The sequence below is a fragment of the Niveispirillum sp. FG148 genome (assembly GCF_057809655.1).
The window spans coordinates 76,976-97,343 of the sequence record NZ_JBMDKJ010000005.1; the positions used below are offsets into that span (position 1 = coordinate 76,976).

Consider the following 20,368-nt stretch of genomic DNA (forward strand, 5'->3'; position numbering starts at 1 on the left):
GCCGGGACCCAGGGGCCACAGGATCAACCATCGACGCCACGTTGATCGAAGCCGCCGATAGGTCGGGCGCTTGCCCCCCTGGGTCCCGGCTTGCGCCGGGATGACGGGAGAGGATGCTTCAGCCCAAACCAGACAGAATTCAATAGCGCCACCCACAGCACAAAATGCCGCCACCGCCCGGCAAAATCCCCCGCAGCGCCCCCCGCCGGGGGCAAGATCAGTGTCTTGACCCGGCCGGCGGGGCCTAGGCTTGCATCCAGCCTTTCCCTGCCACAGGGCACCAGACCGATGCTGAAGCGCAACCGTTCCATCCTGGATATCGACCGGGACCACCTGATCCATCCCGTCACGTCCTTCCACGGGCATGAGGCCCGCGGCGCCACGCTGCTGCAAAGCGCCAAGGGCATGTATGTGACCGACATCGACGGCAACGAATTGCTGGACGCCTTCGCCGGTCTCTGGTGCGTCAATGTCGGCTACGGCCATGACAGCATCGTGGAAGTGGCGGCCGAACAGATGCGCCGCCTGCCCTATGCCACCGGCTATTTCCATTTCGGCAGCGAGCCGGCGGTGAAGCTGGCGGAAAAGCTGGTGGAACTGTCGCCGGCCAGCCTGACCCGCGTCTATTTCACCCTGGGCGGGTCGGACGCCGTGGATTCGGCCATCCGCTACATCGTCCATTATTGGAACGCCCTGGGCAAGCCGACCAAGAAGAACTTCATCGCCCTGGAACGCGGCTACCACGGCTCCTCCAACACGGGCGCCGGGCTGACGGCCTTGGCCAATTTCCACCGGAATTTCGATGTGCCGCGGCCGTGGCAGCATCATCTGCCGTCGCCTTACCCGTACCGCAGCGATGTGGGCCATGACCCGCAGGCCGTCATCGACCGGTCGGTGGCGCAGTTGCGGGCCAAGGTGGAAGAACTGGGCGGCCCCGACCATGTCGCCGCCTTCTTCTGCGAACCGATCCAGGGCTCTGGCGGCGTCGTCGTACCGCCGTCCGGCTGGCTGAAGGCCATGCGGGAGACCTGCCGTGAGCTGGGCATCCTGTTCGCCGCGGACGAGGTCATCACCGGCTTCGGCCGCACCGGGCCGATGTTCGCCTGTGAGGCCGAAGGGGTGGAACCCGACATCATGACGGTGGCCAAGGGCCTGACCGCCGGCTATGTGCCCATGGGCGCCGTACTGATGTCGGAAGCGATCTATCAGGGCATCGCCAGCGGCACGGGCGAGGGCCAGGTGGTGGGCCACGGCTTCACCTACTCCGGCCATCCGGTCAGTGCGGCCGTCGGGCTGGAGGTGATCCGGCTTTATACCGAAGGCGGCATCCTGGCCAATGGTCAGGCGCGAGGGCTCGATTTCGCCACCGGGCTGGAGTCCCTGAAGGATCACCCGCTGGTCGGCGACGTGCGCGGCCGGGGCCTGCTGGGCGCCATCGAACTGGTCACCAACAAGCAGACCAAGACCCGCTTCGACGCATCGCTGAAGCTGCCCGACCGGCTGTTCGCGCAGGGCTACCGCAATGGCGTGATCTTCCGCGCGTTTGGAGACAACATCATCGGTCTGGCCCCGGCGCTCTGTTGTAACGAAGCCGAAATGGCATTGATTTTCCAGCGCATCCGGAAGACGTTGGACGACATGCTGGAAGCGCCGGACATCCGGGCCGCACTGGCTTGACCGTCAGGACCTTGTCTTTGTCCAAAGCCCGTCGGGCATCAGGGGAAAGGGCGTTCGAGGCATGATACCGGGACCCAAGTTGGATCGGATCGACCTGAAGATCCTGGCGCAGCTTCAACAGGCCGGCCGCATCACCAATGTGGAACTGGCCGATGCCGTCGGCCTGTCGCCCAGCCCCTGCCTGACGCGGGTCAAGCGGCTGGAAAAGGCCGGCTATATCACGGGCTATGGCGCCCATATCAATCTGGCCAAGCTGGGTGAATTCCTGACCGTCTTCACCCAGGTGACCCTGACCGAACATCGCAGCGGCGACTTTTCCCGGTTCGAGACGCGCATCCGCAAGATCGACGAGATCGTGGAATGCCATCTGGTCAGCGGTGGCTATGATTATCTGCTGAAATTCGTGACCCAGGGGGTCGCCCATTACCAGACCATCATCGAAGGGATGCTGGAGGGTGATTTCGGGATCGAGAAATATTTCAGCTATGTCGTCATCAAGTCGCCCTTCATCAAGCACCATTACCCGATCCAGACCCTGTTCGGGGATCAGGGGGGGTGAATTTTCGTGGAGCGCAGAGCCTATATTTCTTCCTGCCTCCCCCGCGAAAGCGGGGAAGGCACCTTATTCCAAGGGACTAACTTAGCGCCTTCGCCGGGGTCACGGTGGAAAGCGCTTCAGCGTAAACCTGACAGACTCTAGCGCCTGCGGGCGTTCGCCGGGATGACCGGCGTGAGTGCCATTTCTTTTCCAACTCAACCAGATGGGCTCCAAGGACCACCCCATGCCCGACAGCATCGCCGACCTTCTGCCCGCCCTTGTCGCCTTTCGCCGCGACATCCATGCCCATCCCGAACTGGGGTTCCAGGAACATCGCACGGCGTCGCTGGTCGCCGCCGCGTTGAGGGATCTGGGGCTGGAGGTGCATGAAGGCATTGGCGGCACGGGCGTCGTCGGCATCCTGCGCGCCGGGACGTCGGATCGCACCATCGGCCTGCGCGCCGACATGGACGCCCTGCCCATCCAAGAACAGACGGGCCTGCCGCACGCCAGCACAAAGGCCGGCGTCTTCCATGGCTGCGGCCATGACGGGCATACCACCATGCTGCTGGGTGCCGCCCGGCACCTGGCCCGCACGCGCCGCTTTGACGGCACCGTCCGTTTCATCTTCCAGCCGGCCGAGGAAGGGCTGGGCGGGGCGCGGGAGATGGTGAAGGATGGGCTGTTCACCCGCTTTCCCTGTCAGCGGGTCTTCGCCCTGCATAACTGGCCGGACCTGCCCGCCCACCATGTCGCCACCCGCCCCGGCCCGATCATGGCGGCCGCCGACAAGTTCGAGATCGTGGTCAACGGCAAGGGCGGCCATGCCGCCATGCCCCATGTCACGCCCGACGCCATCCTGGCCGCCAGCGAGATGGTGGGACAGTTGAACACCATCATCGCCCGCCGCATCCCGCCCATGTCGACGGCCGTGCTGTCGGTGACGCGCATCCAGGGCGGCCACGCCCATAATGTCATCCCGGCCGCCGTCACCCTGGGCGGCACGGTGCGCAGCTTCGATCCCGCCATCCAGGACAAGATCGAAGCCGCCCTGCGCCAGATCGTGGAAGGGGTGGCCCTGGCCCATGGCGTGACGGCGGACATCACCTATGACCGCTATTACCCGGCCACCATCAATGATGCCGATGCCGCGGCCGAAGCCCTTGCGGTGGCCGCAAAGGTCGCCGCGCACGCCTTCACGGCGCCGGACCCCGCCTTCACGTCGGAGGATTTCGCCTTCATGCTGCAGGCGACCAAGGGGGCCTATCTGTGGCTGGGCCAGGGTGCCGACCATGGGCACAGCGCCTGCGGCACCAGCCCCCTGCACCACCCGCATTATGATTTCAACGACGAGATCATGCCCACCGGCATCCGCCTGCATGCCGGGCTGGTGGAAAGCCTGTTGGCGGCGTGACGCTCACCCTGCCCGCCGCCGCCACCGCAGGCTGGCGGCCAGCGCCAGCCCCGTCAGCAGCAGCACCCCGTTGATGACCCAGGCCATGGCGTCACCCGCCGGCTTCAGGGATACATGCAGCAGGGGCAGCCCCAGCAGCAGGGCCGCCGTCGCCATCCGCCCCAGCCGGCTGATCCGGTCCGGCGACAGGCGCAGCGCCGGCAGCAAACAGATCAGCGTGACCAATCCCCAGACCAGCAGCGACATCCCCATGCGCGGGGCCGGCAGCAGCAGGCTGGGCAGCACGGCGGCGGCCAGGGCCACGGGCTGGCCCCAGATGGTGGCCGTCCACACCCGTTCCCAACCGGGGGCGGGGCGCCCCTTGTCGCGGCGGCGGGACAGCCAGATGGTGACGCCATTGATGCACAGATAGGTCAGGCCCAGCCCCAGCAAGCCATAGGCGATGCGCACGATACCACCGCCGAACCAGCCGAAATGCACGGGCCCCAGCGCGCCCAGGATGCCTTCGCCCAGATTATTCTCCGCCGCCCGCTTCAGATGGAACAGGGCGCCATCGCGGGTGAAGATCAGACTGTCCTTGTCGGCCAGACGCTGCGACCCGTCCTTGACGTCGAAACGGATAAAGCCCCCGGCCTCCAGCGGATGTTCCAGGCGGATATAGGCGATGGTGCCGCCGCTTTCCGCCGCCACCCGGTCGAACAGGGGGATCAGGTCGGGCATGGGCGCCGGGCGCGGGTCCTCCGCCGGTTCCGGCACCTGGAACAGGGCATAGACCTTGCCGACATTGCCCTGGAACAGGGCCATGCCCAGCACCCCGACAATCAGGGTGGACAGGCCCAGCAGTGCGCCCGTGGTGGAGATGATGGCATGGAAGGGCAGGGCCCAGACGCCGATGCGGTTATGCAGATCCGCCTCCTGCAAGCGCCGCGACCCACCCAGCCGCAGATGGAAGGCATCGCGGAAGATGCGCGGATGGGCCAGCACCCCGGAAATCAGCGATGACAGCAGCGCCACCCCCGTCATGCCCACCAGGAACAGGCCCCAACTGCGCGGCAGATGCAGATAGACATGCAGCCCGATCAGGAATTCCGTCCAGGGCGTGGCGGCATCGGCCACCAACTGCCCCTCGGCGTCGGCGACCCAGGTCCGGCCCACCTTGCCATCGGCCGACAGGCGCAGGGCGGGAAAGGCATCATCGGGCATATAGACGAAAATATGCTCCAGCCCCTCCCCCGCCTCACGCGCAACAGCCTCCACCGCCGCCTGCACGGCCTGGGGTGTCACCTCTTCCAGCCGGGGGGCGCCACTGGTTTCCCAGCGTTTGAATTCATTGACAAAAACGGCCAGCGACCCGGTCAGGCAGACCAGATACAGCAGGGCGGCGAAGGCCAGGCCCAGGGCGCTGTGCCCCTTCAATACGGCGGCGACAACCCCGGGCCGCCCCCACAGGGCGCCCGCGCGCCCCCCCGCCGGAACAGTTGCCGGCTTGGCGATGGGCGCGTCCGTCATGTGAACCCCTTCAGGATGGAGATGGCGAAGCCGACCACGGCCGTGCCCGTCAGGACGGCCGTGGCGCGCCCGATGCGATTATCGGCCAGGGTCCAGGCCATGGCCCCGCCCCACAGGACGGGGACCAGCAGCCCCGCCAGCAGCAGACGCGTCTGCGTCTCCCCCGGCGTCCAGGTGGCAAAAGCGATGGCCAGCGCAAGGGCGGCCACCATGCCGATGGGCCCGGCCAGCAGCCAGCGCAGCGTTGTGCGCCAGGGCGCGCCCGGCCGGTCCAGCGGTTCTGGCGCCAGCCCGTCTGTCCCCCCGCGCCCGCCCGCCCGCGCCTTGCGGCGCTGGTAATTCTGGGCAACCACGGCCAGCCCGGCAATGGACAGCAGCGCCAGGGCCACAAAGGGCCCGCGCGCCGGCCCCATGGCAAAGGCCGGCCAGATCAGGCTGGCCAGCAGCAGGCCCCAGCCGGCCAGCAGATAGGGCAAACGCCCGGCCGGCCGCTGCTTCCACAGATGGCGCAGGATGAAGGCCCCCGACAGGCCGCCCGCCATGATCAGCGCCGCCTCCACCGACAAAGACGGCCCGGTCACAGCCGCGTCTCCACCGTCAGGCCGACGACACGCGGATCGCCCAGCAGGGCGCGGCTGAATTCCGACCGGTTATATTGCAGGTAATGTTCGTCAAACAGGTTGTTGGCATAGACGGCAAAGGTCCACTCCCCCACCTCATAGGCCAGGCGGGCATTGACCAGGGTGCGCGCATCCAGCCGGCTGTTCGGGTCATTGGCCTTGGTCACATCGTCATAGACCTTGCCGCGATAGCTGGCATTGACATTGGCCAGGAACCCGTCGCCGAAGCGCAGATTGACGCCACCGCCCAGGGTCCAGTGCGCGGCATAGGGGAATTCGCGGCCCGAATAATCCGTGGCCGTGCCCAGGGTCGTCTTGAACTCATCAAACTTCGTGCGCGTATGGCCGATGGAGGCGTACCAGTCCAGGTCGCTGGATAGGCGATGGCTGATCTCAAGCTCTCCGCCATAAAGATGGGACTGGCCGGCATTGACCGTGTGCCGGTCATAGAGGTTCAGGCCGAAATTGGCGCTGGTCTGCTGGTCCTTCCAATCGACGTAAAAGGCATTGGCATTGACCGTCAGCGTGTCATCCAGCCATTGCGACCGCATCGACAATTCATAATTCCAGGTGAATTCCGGGTCATAGGCGAAGGATTGCGACCGGGCCGTGTTCAGGCTGCTGCCGCCGGAGCGATAGCCGCGCTGGGCGATGAAGCTGGTAGACAGATCATCGGTCCATTCCATCTCCGCCCCCAACTTGGGCAGGAAGGCGTTGAAGGTACGGCGCGTTTCCGCAGCAGTCCCCGACGCCTGCTTCACCAGACCCAGCACCCCGTTATTGATGGCCGTGATCAGGGGGGCATAGGCGCCATAGGCGGACGGCGTCGGCAGGGTGCCGTCAAAGATCGCCGTCTGGGCATTGGCGACACGGTTGCGTTCGCGGTCATAACGGAACCCCGCCAGCAGCGACAGCCCGTCCAGCCCCAACGACACACGCCCATCGCCGAAGACGGCCATGGTCTCCACCTTCATGGGGTTATCGTTGTTATAGCGGACGGGGATGTTGGGCAGCGCCGTGGTGTAGAGGCTGGCGATGCTGGACGCCGCGGCGGCCCCCAGCCCTGCGCCTTGCAACAGCCCCTGGATCTGGGATGCCGGCGTCGGTACCAGGGTGCGGCTGGTCGATCCCGTCGTCTCATCCCGGTTATAGTAGAAGGCGCCCAGCAGACCTTTCAGCCCTTCGCTGTCATAGGAAAGGCGCATTTCCTGAGAGAAGGTCTTGTAGTCGCCGGTGTTCCGGCCATAGCTGCGCGCTTCCGGCCCGTAATCGCCGTCATAGGCGCGGTCGTAATCGGTCTCGCTGTAATTGGTCACGGAACTGAGCGACAGCCCGTCCGCGAGGGCATAGCTCAGATCCAGCGTGCCGATATCGGCCTTGATGTCATTATACTGGTCGGCATCGACATTGGCCTGCCGGTCTTCATAGAAATCGGGGATGGTCGTGTCGACATAGGTGAAGATATAGCCGTCGGTGCGCCTGTAATGGCTGAAGCCCAGCCGCGCTTCCAGGTCCGGCAGGGCGTCCGGCCGCCACAGCAGCTTGGCCCGAACCTGGCTGCTGTCCAGTTCACTGGCCGGCCGGTCACGCAGGACATTATAGACATAGCCGTCCGACGCCCGTTTTTCCGCCGACACGCGGAAGGCGAGTTCATCCCCCACCAGCGGGCCGCCCCCGGCAAAGGCCAGGCTCCGGGTCTTGGCCGTGGCGACACCAGCCTTGATGCGGGCATCCCAGTCGAAGGTGGGATCTTGCGTCTTCAGGATGACGGCCCCGGCCAGGGCGTTCAGGCCCTGCAGGGTCGATTGCGGGCCGCGGAACAGCTCCACCTGCGCCATGTCCCACATGTCGGTGGGACCGGACCCCAGGATCCCGTCGGGGATGGCCGCCCCGTCCAGATAGACGGTGGCCAGCGGCGCATCACCGCCGCCCGACACGCCGCGGCTGGCCACGCCGCGGATGGTGAAGCCCGTGCCGCCATAGGTTTCCGCCACATTGGCCGTACGCTGGAACACCTGCGACAGCGTCTCGATATTCTCCGTCTCCAGCCGGCGGGCCGTGGTGACGGCGACGGAGGTCGGTGTTTCCTGCAAGGAACGGGAGATCTTTTCCCCCGTCACGATGATCTCCGTCTCCAGCTGGTCCGTCGCCACGGCGTCCGTCACCGTCTGGGCCGAAATGGCGCCGGTGGACAGCGCCAGCACGCTGGCGGAGAGAAGCAGTCGTTTCAACATCATAGCGTCACCCCCTGAATGCGGGGACTTCTCTGACGCAATCGCAATTGCGAGTCAATCTTAATATCATTGACAACGGCAATATGCTGCCGTGCGGACGCGTGGAATGGCGGCAAAAAATCGGGCGCCATCGCTGCCGATGGCGCCCAGTTGCTTGAGGAGACAGACAGAGAGCGAAAAGATCAGTAGGTGAACCGCATGACCGCGGTGACGCGGCGGTCATTCACGTACCAGCCGCGCGGCACCTCGGTATTCTTGCCGTCCGGCCCCGTCACCACCGCGTTGGTCTTGGTGGTGGCGTTGGTCAGGTTGGCGCCCTGCACACCCACCTTGAACTGGTCGTTCAGCGTATAGAAGAACGACGCGTCAAGCTGGCCACCCGCCTTGTTGATGATCGGGTCGTAGGGGAAGATCACATCTCGGATCGTCAGCACAAAGTCAGACCGCCAGGAATAAGTGACGCGGGCCGAAACCGGGCCATAATCAAAGAAGGGCGTGATGTTGAACTGGTGCTTGGACAGGCCCTGCAAGGGCAGCTTGGTCATGTCCACCGTGGTCACGCGGCCCGCCCCCACATCCGGGTCGGTTTCCGACAGGGTGCTCTGCGGCACGCCCTTGGAATGGACAAAGGTGTAGTTGGCCTGCAACCCCAACCCGCCCAGAATACCGGGCAGGAAATCATAGGTCTGCTGATAGGCCAGCTCGAATCCCTTGATCTTGCCGGTTTCCTCCGCGTTCATCGGTGTGGTGACGATGCTGTCGAAGGTGGCGCCATTGTTGGTCAGGCTAGCCCGCACCGTGCTGTTGGTCAGCACGCCCTTCAGCCGCTTATAGAACATGGACGCCGTCAACTGCCCGACCTTGGAGAAATACCATTCCGCCGTCAGGTCGTAATTGTCGGCCTCCGTCGGCATCAGGTACGGGTTGCCGGCATTGAATTCACCCTGCAGCCGGTAGGAGCCGGGGATGAAATTGCCATTGGCATCGGCATTCTGCACCGTCTGCAGATTGACATTGTAGAAGTTGCGGATCAGGCCCGTCGATGGCGGCGCCACCCCCTTGAAATAGGCGGCGCGGAACTGAAGCTCGTCGCTGGTCTTCAGCTTGATGTTCAGGTTCGGCAGCCAGTAATCGTAAGTCGTCTTCACGCTGCTGGGCGTCAGGGCATTGTTGGTGTAATTGCGCGCCTGCTGCCGCACCGCGGGGGTGAAGGTACAGAAGGCCGGCAACGCCCCCGTGCCGTTCTGGATGATCTCAGCCAGCGCCGCCGCGCACTCGGCATCGGTCGGGAAGGCTGAACTGGGCGTGGGGAAGGCCAGATACCCGTCGGATTGCCGCTTTGTGTGCGTATAGCGCACGCCGACATTGCCCGAGATGTTCCAGCCATTCTGCAGATCGCTGTCGAACTTGGTCAAGAGATAGGCGGCGTTGTTTTCTTCCTGGATCGGGTTGATCTCACCCGGCAGGAACGGCGTGCCCGACAATACGCCGACACGGTCATAGAGCGAATTCCAGCCGGCATTGCGCACCTTGCCGTCGGCCCCCGTCGCCGTCGCCTGCCATTCGCGATTGATGGCCGTGGCATAGGCGACATAGTCGGCATAATCCTTGGCCGTATTGCCCGAATAGAACAGGCGCCCCTGACCCATCAACGGATCGGCGATCTTGCCGCGGAAGAAATCCTTGAACAGATAATTCTCGTATTTGCGCAGCGGTGCGCCGCCCGACCCGCCGGGCGTGCCGTCGACGGGATCATCCAGCCAAACCGGCCCGTCATTGCCCCACTGTTCGGACAGAACGCCCCAGTTATAGGTGGAGAAGCGCGAGGTCTGCCGGCGGTCGGCATAGCGATAACCGCCCTGAAGTGAGGTGAAGAAGTCGCTGTCCTCGAACTTCAGATCGCCATCGATGCGCACGGCGTCGGAATTGCCGTTGCTCTCCTCGATATGGTCCATGGCAGAACGGTAGAAGCTGTTATACGGGTCGGCAAAGGTGCTGTGATTGGCACCGTAATAGCTGGGATTGTTTTGCGATCCGATGGCCCCGGAACAGACCGTATTGGTGGCGGAACCGCTGCAGACCTCCGGCGCCTGGAAACGGACCGTCGGCAGGCCGCCGCCATTGGTGTCGATGAACACATTCTGATAGGTGGACGCCCACAGGCCGTTATCGACCACATTGGTCGTCGACCGTACATGCTGGTAATCGACATTCACGCCAAAGCGTTCGGTGACGTCCCAGCGGAAATTGAAGCCGTAATCGTCGGTGACCATCTTTTCTTCATGGTCACGGCGGATATTGTTGCTTTGCAGGCCATTGACCGGCACCCGCGCCGAACCGCCCAGCTGGTCGGACCGCCAGCCATTGGGACCGGTGATCAGGCCGCTTTCGAACATGCCGCTATCGTCAAAGGCCAGGGTCGTACCCGGCACGCGGCGGCTGTCGCCATTGTTCGCCACATTGTCGGTGGCGATTTCAACCGCATGTTCGGTCCAGGACTGGCGCGCGTCGGAGCGCAGGAAGGTAAAGACGGCCTCCATGCTGTTATCGGGGCTGCGCCACTGCGCGGCACCGGAATAGCCGTAGCGGCGACGGTCGAATTCCTGGCTGCCCATCACGGCCCCGCGCGGGAACAGCACCTGGTCGGTGATCGCGTTGGGCTTGCTGTCCGGGCCGTTCTGCACGACGTCGCCGTCACTATATTGGTTGCGCACCCGGAAGCTGGACAGCTGGAACCGGTCGGCGCGGGACTTCAGCTGCGACCCGACGACACTGCCCAGCAGGCCGAATTCACCGGCACCCGTGTCCCACCGGTCAGAGACCAGCAAAGACCCGGTCGGCGTTGCCTTCTTGATGAAATCGCCGTAATTCACCTCCGTCGACGCGGCCAGCGTGAATTCCTTGCTGTCGAACGGCTTGCGCGTGCGCAGGTTGACGACACCGGCGATACCGCCTTCAATACGGTCGGCCGTGGGCGACTTATACACATCCACGCCGCCCATCAGTTCCGACGGCACGTCGGCAAAGCCCAGCGCACGGCCGTTATTGGCGCTGAATGCCTCGCGGCCATTGAATTCCGACCGCACATAGGTCAGGCCGCGCACAACCACACCCGACCCTTCGACCGAAAAGTGATCGGGATCGACACCGGCAGCAAAACGGTTGATCGATACGCCGGGAATTCGCTGCAACGCCTCGGTCACCGACCGGTCGGGCAGGGCGCCGATATCCTCGGCCGTGACACTGTCGACGATGCTTTCCGAATAGCGCTTGATGTCCTGCGCGCTTTCCAGCGACTTGCGGAAGCCGGTGACGATGATCTCGTCCAACGCGGCGGGCACCGCTGCAACAGCGCTGTCATTTACGGCCGGCTTAACCGGCGCTGGTGTGGCGGCAGCAGGGGCGGCGGGCTTTTTCGCTTCCGTCGCCTGCTGTGCCTTCACCGGCAGAACCGTGGTTATCGCGCACAAGGCAGCAACGGAGACCCCACCCCGCAGACCTTGCACGAACCCATGGCTCCGCCCTTCCCCCGCCCGGGGGCGAACCATAACACCCATCCCCATTTCCTCCCGATGTTAGCGCTAGCATTTTGTTTTTTGCGCTTTGAACAAGGTTAATTGGTAATCAGGAGGGCACACCACGTCAAGCGGCAAGATGTTAGGGCTAACAGAAAAATACTATCATGTTGCTATGCAGCATAATGCGCCTTTTGCACCGCACACATATTGACGCCCAGCAATGGTGAGCGTTAACATTTGAATAAATGGGGGAAATCAGTGACAATAGCAGCAGTATCAACGCCCAAGGATGCGCTGCGCGTGCTGATTGTGGGTGGCGGCACCGCCGGATGGATGACGGCCGCCGCCCTGTCCCGCAAGCTGGCGGGCACCGGTACCCGGATCCGGCTGGTTGAATCCACAGAGATCGGCACGGTCGGCGTGGGCGAGGCGACGATCCCCCATATCCGGCATTTCAATGCCAGCCTGGGCCTGATTGAGGCCGACTTCATGTCGCGCACGGAGGCCACGTTCAAGCTGGGTATCGAATTTCGTGACTGGGGCCGCAAAGGCGACGCCTACATCCACCCGTTCGGTGCCTTTGGACAGATGGTAGGGGACGTGCCGTTCCACCATCACTGGATCCGGGCACTGCGGGAGGGGTTGGCGCCGGCCGGCGGGCTGGACGCCGTGTCCCTGCCCATCCAGGCGGCCCGCGCCGGGCGCTTCGGCCATCCGGCGGCCGATCCGGACAGCCTGTTCTCCACCTTCTCCTACGCCTATCAGTTCGACGCCGGGCTATACGCCGCCTATCTGCGCCAGGTTGCGGAAGCCCGGGGCGTGGTGCGGACCGACGGCAGAATCAATGCTGTGCATCTGCACGGCGATGGCCGGGTGGAAGCGGTACAGCTGGAAAGCGGCGAGCGGATCAGTGCTGACCTCTTCATCGACTGTTCGGGCTTCCGGGGCCTGATCATTGAGGAAGCGTTGAAAACCGGATATCTGGATTGGCGCCATTGGCTGCCCTGCGACCGCGCCGTGGCCGTGCCCTGCGCCAATCTTGGCCCCCCCGCCCCCTATACCCGCGCCACGGCGCGCGATGCCGGCTGGATGTGGCGCATCCCGTTGCAGCATCGGGCCGGCAACGGCCATGTCTATTGCAGCGGTTTCATCGATGATGACGCGGCGGAACTGGCCTTGGTCCGGCAATTGGACAATCCGCCGCTGGCCCCGCCCCGGCGCCTGCGCTTCACCACGGGCAAACGGCGGCGGCAATGGGTGGGCAATTGCGTGGCCATCGGCCTGTCGGCGGGGTTCCTGGAACCGCTGGAAAGCACCTCCATCCACCTGATCCAGCTGGGCATCGGCCGGCTGCTGGACCTGTTCCCTACCGGTCCCGTCCCCGACCCGGCGGATGCCGCTGAATTCAACCGGCTGATGGATCTGGAATATGAACGGGTGCGGGATTTCATCATCCTGCATTACGTCGCCAATCAGCGTGATGACAGCCCCTTCTGGCGCCATTGCCGCACGATCCAGGTGCCCGACAGCCTGGCCTGGAAGATGGAGCTGTTTCGGCAACGCGGCATTGTCACCCCCTACAGCGACGGGCTGTTCATGGAGCCCAGCTGGCTTGCCGTCTATCTGGGACAGAACATCCTGCCCGACCGGATCGACCCGCGCGCGGCTTTGGTGCCGGCGGCGGATCTGGCGCGGCAACTGGCGGGACTGTCCGATACGGTCCGCCGCGCCGCCCTGTCCATGCCGGACCATGCTGATACCCTGGCCCGCTATCGCCGGCAGGCGCCGGCATGACGGGCCCGTTGCACCATATCGTCATTGTCGGCCAGGGGCTGGCGGGCGGTCTGGCGGCCGCGGCCTTTGCCCGCACCCATGGCGGGCGCGGCGGGTCGGTGACGCTGGTCCCCCTGCCCGGCCCGGATGACAGCCTGGACCCGTTCGGCCCCGCCATTCCGGCCCTGCCCGGCTTTGCCGATGCGCTGACCGCCCTGGGTCTGGACCAGCGGCTGGCACTGGCCAGTGACGGCAGCTTCAGCCTGGGCACCGCCTTCCTGGGCTGGTCCGGAAAGGACAGCGCCACCTTCCAGCCCTATGGCGCCACCGGCGCCCCCTTGCAGTGCGTGGGCTTCCAGCATCTGGTCTGGCGGGCGCGGGCAGCCGGGCAGACCCTGCGCCTGACCGATTATGCCCTGGCCACCCTGGCGGCACAGGCCGACCGCTTCACCCTGCCGGCCGATGATCCCCGCTCCGTCCTGTCCAGCCTGGATTATGGCGCGCATCTGCACCGCGACAGGCTGGCAGCCTTGGCGCGGCAGGTCGCCCAGGCGGCCGGCGCCCGGCTGGCCCCGGCCCCGCTGCGGTCGGTGGAACGGGCGGCGGACGGACGGGTGCTGGCCCTGACCCTGGCCGATGGCCGTCGCCTGGCCGGCGACTGGTTCATTGATGCCTCCGGCCCCGCCGCCGTCCTGGCGGCGGGCGACAATGGCTGGGCTGACTGGCGGCACTGGCTCCCCCCCGACCGCGCCCTGGTCACACCGGCGGCGGCCGATGGCCCGCCCCCGCCCTATGCGCTGCACACGCCCGACGACACCGGCTGGACCCGACGGGTGCCCCTGCGCGATGGGGCCTGGACTGTCCGACTGTCGATTGGCGGCGACGGCACCCCCTTCACCAGCGGCCATCGCCACCGGCTGTGGCACGGTAATGTCACCTTCCTGGGGGCGTCCGGCTGGCTGCTGGACCCCGTGGCAGGGGCGTCGCTGTCCCTGACCCTGTCGGCCCTGACCCATCTGCTGGCCCTGTATCCGGTCGATCCGGGTGCGGGGGTGGAGGCGGGGGAATATCAGCGGCGGGTTCTGGCCGATCTGGAACCGGCCCGGGACATCGCCATCGCCCGCCATCACAGCAGTGGAAGGACGGGGCAGTCCTTCTGGGACCATGTCCGCGCGCAGCCCCTGCCCGACAGCCTGTCCCATCGGCTGGAACGGTTCCGCAGCCGGGGACAGATTCCAGCCGTCCAGGGGGATATTTTCACCGCCGCCGACTGGATCAACCTGTTCGACGGGCAGGGTGTGCGCGCCGACCGCTGCGACGCGCTGGCCGCCGCTCTGCCGGACGTGGCCATCCTGACGCATCTGGAACGGCTGCGTGCGGTTCTGCTGCGTGCCGTGGGCGCCATGCCCACCCATGCGCAGGTCCTGGCGCGGTTGGCAGCGGGGACATGATGCGGGCGCCCGATCCCATCCGCCAGATCGTCATTGTCGGCGGCGGCACCGCCGGCTGGATGGCGGCGGCGGCTCTGTCGCGCCTGTCCGGCAATGGCACCACCCGCCTCACCCTGGTGGAGTCAGAGGAGATTGGCACCGTCGGCGTGGGAGAGGCGACGATCCCGCCCATCCGCACCTTCAACAGCCTGTTGGGCCTGGACGAGAATGAATTCGTGGCCCGCACCCAGGCCACCTTCAAGCTGGGCATCGAATTCGACGGCTGGGCCCGGCCCGGCCACCGCTATCTGCACCCGTTCGGCAATTTCGGCTTCGATATGGAGGCGGTGAAGTTCCACCAGTTCTGGCTGAAGCTGCGCAGCCAGGGGCTGGCATCGGATCTGGACGATTACAATCTCTGCGCCACCATGGCGCGCCGGGGCCGTTTCGCCCGCCCCTCCCCCGACCCGTCATCGGTGCTGTCGCAGGTCAATTACGCCTTCCATTTCGATGCCGGCCTCTATGCCGCCTATCTGCGCCGCTATGCCGAAGCGCGCGGCGTGACGCGGGTGGAAGGCAAGGTGGCGCATGTTCCCTTGCGGGGAGAGGACGGATTCATCGACGCCGTCATCCTGACCGATGGGCGGCGGATCGATGGCGACCTGTTCATCGACTGTTCGGGCTTCCGCGGCCTGCTGATCGAAGGGGCCTTGGCAACGGGGTATGAGGATTGGACCCACTGGCTGCCCTGTGACCGGGCGCTGGCCGTGCCGTCGGCCAATGCCGGTCCGCCCAGACCCTATACCCGCGCCATCGCGCGCGAGGCCGGCTGGCAATGGCACATTCCGCTACAGCACCGCACCGGCAATGGCCTGGTCTATTGCAGCCAGGATCTGGACGATGCGCGGGCGGCCGACATCCTTCTGTCCAACCTGGAAGGTCCGGCCCTGGCCGACCCGCGGCCCCTGCGCTTCACCACGGGCCGGCGGCGCCAAGCCTGGAACCGCAACTGCGTGGCGCTGGGGCTGGCGTCGGGCTTTCTGGAACCGCTGGAAAGCACGTCCATCCACCTGATCCAGGCCGGCATTGCCAAGCTGCTGGCCCTTTTCCCCGACCGGGGTTTCAACCCGGCCAATATCGACGCCTATAACCGGCTGACATCGATGCAGATGGAACAGGTGCGGGATTTCATCATCCTGCATTACGTCGCCAATGAAAGGCCCGAGCCCTTCTGGCGCCGGGTGGCCGCCATGGACATCCCCGATACCCTGCGCCTGAAGATCGACCTGTTCCGCAGCAATGGCCGCCTGTTCCGGTTCGAGGATGAGCTGTTCAGCGAGAATAGCTGGATCGCCGTGCTGCTGGGCCAGGGGATCATGCCCGCCCATTGGGACCCGCTGGTCGATACGATCGACCCGGCCCTGGTCCGGCACAATCTGGACCGGCTGCGCACCGTCTTTGCCCGCGCCGCCGACGCCATGCCCCTTCATGGCGATTTCATCGCAAGCACCTGCCCCGCCCCGAGGAACCCATGAGCAGCGACCGTCGCATCCGCCGCATCACCATCGTTGGCGGTGGCACCGCCGGCTGGATGAGTGCGGCCACCTTCGCCCGCCTGCTGGGCCCGGACTATGCGCAGATCACCCTGGTCGAAAGCGACGAGATCGGCATTGTCGGCGTGGGCGAGGCGACGATCCCGCAGATGGCGACCTTCAACCGCATGCTGGGCATTGATGAGGATGAGTTCCTGAAGGCCACCAAGGGCAGCTTCAAGCTGGGCATCCAGTTCGTGGACTGGGCCCGCCGGGGCCACACCTATTTCCACCCGTTCGGCCATATCGGCGTGAATATGGAGGGCGTTTCCTTTCACGCCTATTGGCTGCGGCTGAAACAGGCGGGCCTGGTCGACCGGATCGAGGATTGGTCGCTGCAGGCCACGGCCGGCGCGCGCGGGCGTTTCATGCGCCCCATCAATGCCGGCCGCTCGCCCCTGTCGGAAATCGCCTATGCCTTCCATTTCGACGCCGGCCTTTATGCCCGCTACCTGCGCACCTATGCCGAGGCGCGCGGCGTGGTCCGCCGGGAAGGGAAGATCACCCGCGTGCATCAGCATCCCGAAACCGGCTTTGTGCAGTCGGTCGAACTGGCCGACGGTTCGCGGGTGCAAGGTGACCTGTTCATCGACTGCTCCGGCTTCCGCGGGTTGCTGATCGAAGGCACGATGCAGGCGGGCTTTGTCGACTGGTCGCACTGGCTGCCCTGCAACCGCGCCGTCGCCGTGCCGTGTGAAGGGACCGAGGCGATGACGCCCTATACCTGCTCCACGGCGCGTCCCGCCGGCTGGCAATGGCGCATCCCCTTGCAGCACCGCATCGGCAACGGCCATGTCTTCTGTTCTGCCTATATGGGCGACGACGAGGCCGCATCCCTGCTGCTGTCCAATCTGGATGGCAGGCCGCTGGCCGATCCGCGTTTCGTGCCCTTCACCACGGGCCATCGCCGGCAGGTCTGGATCAAGAATGTGGTCGCCATCGGCCTGTCGTCTGGCTTTCTGGAACCGCTGGAATCGACCTCCATCTGGCTGATCCAGTCGGGCCTGTCGCGGCTGATGGCCATGTTCCCGGACCTGGATTTCGCGCCCGCCACCATCGCCCGCTATAACCGCATCCTGGCCACCGAATATGCCGAAATCCGCGACTTCCTGATCCTGCATTACAAGGCGACGGAACGCGACGACAGCCCCTTCTGGAATTATTGCCGGACCATGCCCATCCCCGACCGTCTGGCGGAAAAGATGGCGGTCTTCCGCGAGCATGGCCGCTGTTTCCGGGAGAATGAGGAACTGTTCAACGACACAAGCTGGTTCGCCGTCATGCTGGGCCAGTTGATGCAGCCCCAAGGCTACGACCCCGTCGCCAATGTGCTGAGCCTGGACGAAACCCGCGCCCGCCTGGACCATATCCGCGAGGCCATCGGCAACTCCGCCGACTATATGCCCGCCCACAGGGAGTTCATCCGCCAGCATTGCGGGGCGTGAGAACCCTTTCCAGAGCAGGCGGGATTTCCTATATTATGACCATATTTCCGGTCAGGGAATATCCCCATGCACACGATCAAACTGGCCGACGCTAAAGCCCATCTCAGCGAACTGCTCACCCAGGTCGCGGAGGGAGAGACTGTGTGCATCACCCGCCATGGCATACCGGTCGCTCGGTTGAGCCCGATTGAAAGGCCGCGCAAGCCCATATCCTTGGATCAGTTGCAACACCTTACCCAGAGCATTTCCCTCCAGGCCGAAGATAGTGACGTCTTCATGCAGCGCCTGCGCGATGATGCCCGCTACTGACCGTGCTTTATCTCGACACGTCCCTGCTGGTCACCGCCTTCACACCCGAGGCGACGACGCCGGAAGCACAGAGGTGGCTGGCTGCGCAGGATGTGGACAGGTTGCTGGTCAGTGATTGGGGGCTGACAGAATTCTCTGCCGCCCTGTCGATGAAGGTCAGGACGGGGCAAATCGGTCTGAATGAACGGGCCGCTGTGCTGGTTCATTTCCGACGCTTGGTCGACGAATCCCTGAAGCTCGTCACGGTCGGCCGTCAGCATTTCGCCCAGGCGGCAAGGCTGTGTGATCAGGCCGACATGGGGCTTCAGGCCGGTGATGCCCTGCATCTGGCCATCACCGCCGACCTTGGCGCCACGCTCTGCACCCGCGACAGGCGGCTAGCGGAAGCCGCCCGACAATTGGGCATCGCTGTCCTCGCCCTTTGACAATCCCTCCCCAGCACGCGCGCTGAAACGGCATGGAAAGATCGGCCAGACTTTGCTATCGAACCGTATACTTTCTATGGAGTGCCAACGAATGAAGAAGCTGCTGCTCGCGACGGTCGCTCTCTGCGCGACCTCCGCCTTCGCTGCCGATCCGCAATTCAATATGCAACGTATGTCGGACGATATCCGCACCCTGTCCAGCGACGCGTTCGAAGGGCGCGGACCGGCCACACCGGGTGAAGTCAAGACAGTCGAATTCATGGCCAAGCGCATGGCGGAGGCCGGGCTGGAACCCGGCGGTCCCGTCGGTCCCGACGACAAGCGCAGCTGGACCCAGGACGTACCGCTGCTGAAGTCGGACATTATCGGCACACCGACCCTGTCCATGAACGTCGCCGGCACGACGAAGGCGCTGGCCCAGGCCAAGGACATCGCCGTGCGCGCCGCGCTGACGGGTGACAAGTCGGTGACGCTGAAGGACGTGCCGATGGTCTTCGTCGGCTATGGCACCAAGGCGCCGGAACGCAATTGGGACGATTTCAAGGGTCAGGACCTGAAGGGCAAGATACTGGTCGTCCTGATCAATGACGCCGATTTCGACGGCGGCGACGCGCCCTTTGGCGGCAAGGCCATGACCTATTACGGCCGCTGGACCTACAAGTATGAAGAAGGTGCCCGCCAGGGTGCCGCCGGTGTCCTGATCATCCATGAGAGCGCGCCCGCCGCCTATGGCTGGGCCACGGTTGCCAATTCCAACACCAACACGATGTTCGACATCGTGCGCAAGGACCCGCGCGCCCAGCACACCGCCGTGGAAGGCTGGATCCAGCGCGACCTGGCCGTTGACCTGTTCAAGGAATCGGGCCTGGATTTCGAGGCGCTGAAGGCCGCCGCCCGCAAGCCCGACTTCAAGCCCGTCCCCCTGAAGGCCAGCTTCAGCGCCGATTATCAGGTGAAGCCGGAAGTCATCATCTCCAAGAACATCATCGGCCGCCTGCCCGGCACCGAACGTCCGGACGAGACGGTGATCTATTCCGCGCACTGGGATCATCTGGGCGTCGGCGCACCCGACGCCAAGGGCGACCGCATCTTCAACGGCGCGCGGGACAATGCGTCGGGCTCTGCCACGCTGCTGGAACTGGCCCGCGCCTATGCGGCCGGTCCGCGCCCGGCCCGTTCCGTCGTGTTCCTGTCGGTGACGGCAGAGGAAAAGGGCCTGCTGGGCTCCACCTATTATGCCAGCAACCCGGTCTATCCGCTGGGCAAGACGGTGGGCGTCATCAATATGGACGGCTCCGTCGGACCCGGCCCCGCCAAGGATTTCACCATCTCCGGTCAGGCCAAGCTGGACCTGCTGGACATGCTGATCGCCGAGGGCAAGAAGCGCGACCGCGTCTATTCCCCCGATCCGAAGGTTGAAGCCGGTGGCTTCTTCCGGTCCGACCATTTCCCGTTTGCCAAGCAGGGCGTGCCCGCCATTTCCTTTGGCGGCGGCATCGATCTGGTCAATGGCGGCGTGGCCGCCGGCAAGGCCTGGCAGGAAGCCTATATCAAGGAAAAGTACCACCAGCCCGCCGACGAATGGGCACCCGACTGGAACCTGGACGGCGCCAGGCTGGACATGGGCATGCTTTATGCCCTGGGCCGCGATCTGGCCGACGGCAAGTCCTGGCCGAACTGGAGCGCGGACAGCGAGTTCCGGACCATTCGCGACGCCAGTGCAGCCGACCGCAAGTAAGCGCTTTTTACTGTTGAGCGAAGCGAAGGGCGGCGGGGCAACCTGCCGCCCTTTCCTTTTGCCCCCCTGACAGCCTTGTCAAAGCCCTGGACACAGACCCGCCGCCTCGCCATGATAACGCTAACAACGTTAATCGAACGAAATAT

General features: G+C 64.9%; 14 protein-coding genes. 10 read left to right on the top strand and 4 right to left on the bottom strand.

The window, feature by feature from the left end:
- Positions 1–288: 288 nt before the first annotated feature.
- The 3 genes from ACODTW_RS07350 to ACODTW_RS07360 all read left to right on the top strand — a co-directional run bounded on the left by ACODTW_RS07350 (position 289) and on the right by ACODTW_RS07360 (position 3,629).
- A complete protein-coding gene (locus ACODTW_RS07350) occupies positions 289–1,677 on the top strand; it encodes an aspartate aminotransferase family protein (protein WP_488945311.1) in 1,389 nt (462 codons plus the stop codon).
- Between the two features lie 61 nt (positions 1,678–1,738).
- Positions 1,739–2,236 (top strand): Lrp/AsnC family transcriptional regulator, encoded by a 498-nt coding sequence (locus ACODTW_RS07355; RefSeq protein ID WP_488945312.1) that lies wholly within the window; start codon positions 1,739–1,741, stop codon positions 2,234–2,236.
- A gap of 223 nt (positions 2,237–2,459) precedes the next feature.
- Positions 2,460–3,629: a M20 aminoacylase family protein gene (locus ACODTW_RS07360; RefSeq protein WP_488945313.1), complete on the top strand. Its 1,170-nt coding sequence runs from the start codon at positions 2,460–2,462 to the stop codon at positions 3,627–3,629.
- A 3-nt stretch (positions 3,630–3,632) separates the two neighbouring features.
- Here the strand turns inward: ACODTW_RS07360 and ACODTW_RS07365 are convergent, their stop codons facing one another.
- The 4 genes from ACODTW_RS07365 to ACODTW_RS07380 all read right to left on the bottom strand — a co-directional run bounded on the left by ACODTW_RS07365 (position 3,633) and on the right by ACODTW_RS07380 (position 11,549).
- Positions 3,633–5,138 carry a PepSY-associated TM helix domain-containing protein gene (locus ACODTW_RS07365; protein WP_488945314.1) on the bottom strand — a complete coding sequence of 502 codons (1,506 nt, stop codon included), beginning with the start codon at positions 5,136–5,138 and terminating at the stop codon, positions 3,633–3,635.
- Positions 5,135–5,719, bottom strand: coding sequence for a hypothetical protein (locus ACODTW_RS07370; protein ID WP_488945315.1), 585 nt, complete (start codon positions 5,717–5,719; stop codon positions 5,135–5,137). The genes ACODTW_RS07365 and ACODTW_RS07370 overlap by 4 nt, the downstream gene beginning before the upstream one ends.
- Positions 5,716–7,995 (bottom strand): TonB-dependent receptor, encoded by a 2,280-nt coding sequence (locus ACODTW_RS07375; protein WP_488945316.1) that lies wholly within the window; start codon positions 7,993–7,995, stop codon positions 5,716–5,718. Before ACODTW_RS07375 ends, ACODTW_RS07370 begins: the two co-directional genes overlap by 4 nt.
- Before the next feature lie 179 nt (positions 7,996–8,174).
- Entirely contained in the window at positions 8,175–11,549 is a 3,375-nt protein-coding gene (locus ACODTW_RS07380) for a TonB-dependent receptor (protein ID WP_488945317.1), read from the bottom strand.
- 219 nt (positions 11,550–11,768) lie between these two features.
- On the opposite strand from ACODTW_RS07380, the gene ACODTW_RS07385 reads away from it, so the two are divergent.
- From ACODTW_RS07385 to ACODTW_RS07415, 7 genes are all read left to right on the top strand, one after another.
- Positions 11,769–13,304: a tryptophan halogenase family protein gene (locus ACODTW_RS07385; RefSeq protein ID WP_488945318.1), complete on the top strand. Its 1,536-nt coding sequence runs from the start codon at positions 11,769–11,771 to the stop codon at positions 13,302–13,304.
- A complete protein-coding gene (locus ACODTW_RS07390; RefSeq protein ID WP_488945319.1) occupies positions 13,301–14,734 on the top strand; it encodes a tryptophan 7-halogenase in 1,434 nt (477 codons plus the stop codon). The genes ACODTW_RS07385 and ACODTW_RS07390 overlap by 4 nt, the downstream gene beginning before the upstream one ends.
- The gene (locus ACODTW_RS07395; protein ID WP_488945320.1) at positions 14,731–16,248 is read left to right on the top strand and encodes a tryptophan halogenase family protein; all 1,518 of its coding nucleotides are present in this window, start codon (positions 14,731–14,733) and stop codon (positions 16,246–16,248) included. The genes ACODTW_RS07390 and ACODTW_RS07395 overlap by 4 nt, the downstream gene beginning before the upstream one ends.
- On the top strand, positions 16,245–17,750 hold the full coding sequence (locus tag ACODTW_RS07400; protein WP_488945321.1) for a tryptophan halogenase family protein: 1,506 nt from the start codon (positions 16,245–16,247) through the stop codon (positions 17,748–17,750). The genes ACODTW_RS07395 and ACODTW_RS07400 overlap by 4 nt, the downstream gene beginning before the upstream one ends.
- Before the next feature lie 66 nt (positions 17,751–17,816).
- Complete coding sequence (locus ACODTW_RS07405; protein ID WP_488945322.1) at positions 17,817–18,059, top strand: type II toxin-antitoxin system Phd/YefM family antitoxin; 243 nt, start codon at positions 17,817–17,819, stop codon at positions 18,057–18,059.
- A gap of 2 nt (positions 18,060–18,061) precedes the next feature.
- Positions 18,062–18,484 (top strand): type II toxin-antitoxin system VapC family toxin, encoded by a 423-nt coding sequence (locus ACODTW_RS07410; RefSeq protein WP_488945323.1) that lies wholly within the window; start codon positions 18,062–18,064, stop codon positions 18,482–18,484.
- Between the two features lie 91 nt (positions 18,485–18,575).
- Entirely contained in the window at positions 18,576–20,222 is a 1,647-nt protein-coding gene (locus ACODTW_RS07415; RefSeq protein WP_488945324.1) for a M28 family metallopeptidase, read from the top strand.
- Positions 20,223–20,368 lie beyond the last annotated feature (146 nt).